Origin of the sequence: Streptomyces sp. T028 (assembly GCF_048159505.1) — a bacterium.
Lineage (GTDB): Bacteria > Actinomycetota > Actinomycetes > Streptomycetales > Streptomycetaceae > Streptomyces.
The window spans coordinates 1-2,124 of the sequence record NZ_JBLRVZ010000116.1 but is presented as its reverse complement, the minus strand read 5'-3'; the positions used below and the strand labels follow the sequence as shown (position 1 = coordinate 2,124).

The following is a 2,124-nucleotide window of genomic DNA, read 5'->3' as shown; positions in this document are numbered from 1 at the left end:
GCACGGCAGGACTCCCCGATCAGCCCCGATACGCCTGTGCCACACGTTCCAGCGACAACAAACGCGGCACTACGTCACATACCGCCCTCTGAGAGTTTCAGGAGGACCGCACTGAGGATTGGCACCAGGATCGCCAGCCGCAATTGGTAGACGAGCGGATAGCTCGGGTCGCGCAGTGCCCGGGGTGCCTCGTCGGAAGGGACGAGGTGGGGTGCTCCTCCGAAGGCGAACACCAACAAGGACGTGAGCGTGACCATCAGGGTGATAATCATGAACGGTCCGACGGTCACCACGGCGAGCAGGAGCAGCGATGCCCGCCACGGGTTGACGGTGCTCGGAAATTCCGGTTCGCTCCAGCCGTCCGCGACCGCGTGGTCGATGTACGCGCGGATGGGGCCGTCCAGGGTGAAACGCACTACCACGGCGAGGACGACCACGGCGACCAGCCAGAGCCTCGCGGCAGCGCGCAGGTCGCGCCAGCTGTCGTTTCTGAGGCGCCGCACCCACACCAGCACCGGAAGCGGGTCCGGGTTCCGCATGAAGTGGACCGTCAAGAAGACCGCGGTGAGCCCGAGGAAGAAGGCCAGGACCCCCAGGGGACTGTCGCTCTCGGCCCAGAACACGCATAGGGCGGTCAGCAGCAGCCAGGGCCCTGCCGCCAGGGTGGCCTCGATGCCCAGGACCCGTGTCACCGGCGCCAGCCTCCACATCTGCACCGGGGCGAACTCACCCCGTGTGCCGAGACGTACGGCGATCCAGGCCAGCCAGGTGTGGACCGCAGCCGGGGTGTACCCGGAAGGCGGGGCATCGGGGTATGTGCGGCTCGCTGCCGGGACGTAGTGCGACAGTAGATGTGCCTTGAGCGCGGGGGCGTCAGGGGAATGGAGGAGATCGCCGGGATTGCCGTCGTCGGCGTATACAACGGCCGTCATGATCAGCCGCCACGGACTGTCGAGGGCGGTAGCGAGCAGCCCCGTGGGATTGGTCTCCAGCTCGTGGAACAAGGACTCCCATCGCTGCGGATGCCCTTTTCTGGTCTTGCGGAGATATTCGACCGCCTGGCTGGGACTCACTTTGTCGAGTTCGATTCGGGTGACACCCGACGGGACCAGACCCGCCTGGGTCAGGCCGTCGTACCACTGCGTACGGCATGTGAGGACGAAAGGCACTCCCCTACGGCCGTCGAGCCAAAGGTCCAGTGCCCGCAGCACACTCGCCGCTCTGGAGCCCTCGGCCTCGGCGTCGCCGGGGTCCATCTCGTCCAAGCCGTCCAAGACGGGGAGGATTCGGTGGGCGGAGATGAGCGCGCGGGCAGTCGGCACGGTCAGCGCGTACTCATCCACGAGGCGCCCCTGGAGCCACCTCGCGAAGGCGTCCGGCCCGGGCGGGTCGCCCGATGTGTCCCAGCCGGACAACGGGAGGAGGACCGGTACAGGGTCGCCAGCCGCGTGCTCCTCCAGAATCGCGAGGACCAGCTCGGCCGCCAGCATGGTCTTGCCGGCGCCAGGCCCGCCCGTGATCACCAGGCGTCCATTGGGGACCGACTCGTAGTAGCCGCGAACCGCTGTGAACGTGCCTGACGCCAAGGGCAATTGGGGGCCTTCGACGCGCTGGAAGGCCACATTCACCGTGTGTGTGGCGCCGATGCCGAAGTCGCCGAGGAGCCTGCGACGACGGCCGCCGAGCTCCTTCTTGACCGTGTCCGCGAGAACCTGCGCCTCCGACGCGCCACCGGTCGCCTGCTGCCGACGGCCGTGCGCCAATACCGCCACGGCCGTAGCGACCGCGACAACTGTCGACACGACACTCGCTACTTTGTCCGCCGCATCGAGGCTGACCATGATCGCGACAAGAGCGCAGATCGCAATGCCCGTCACGCAGATCCGGGTCGCCCTGTGCATCCCCCGCATGCCCATGCCCTATGGTTCCACAGCCCGCCCGGCGCCCGACACTCCCCCAAGCCAGCTGCAGCACCCTCATCGTTGCGTGAGGTGGTACCGACGACGACCACCCGGTTGTCAATGTCGTCTTGAGCTGCCCCGAGTTTCGTAGAGTCCGGTGATCTTGTTTCAGGCGGACTGCGGGGTTTGCTCCTGGCTTCGCCAGAAGGCTTCCTCGTACTCG

General features: G+C 67.0%; 1 protein-coding gene. It reads right to left on the bottom strand.

The window, feature by feature from the left end:
* Positions 1-74: 74 nt before the first annotated feature.
* Entirely contained in the window at positions 75-1,802 is a 1,728-nt protein-coding gene (locus ACLZN2_RS50740) for an NACHT domain-containing protein (RefSeq protein WP_416987050.1), read from the bottom strand.
* Between the last annotated feature and the right edge of the window lie 322 nt (positions 1,803-2,124).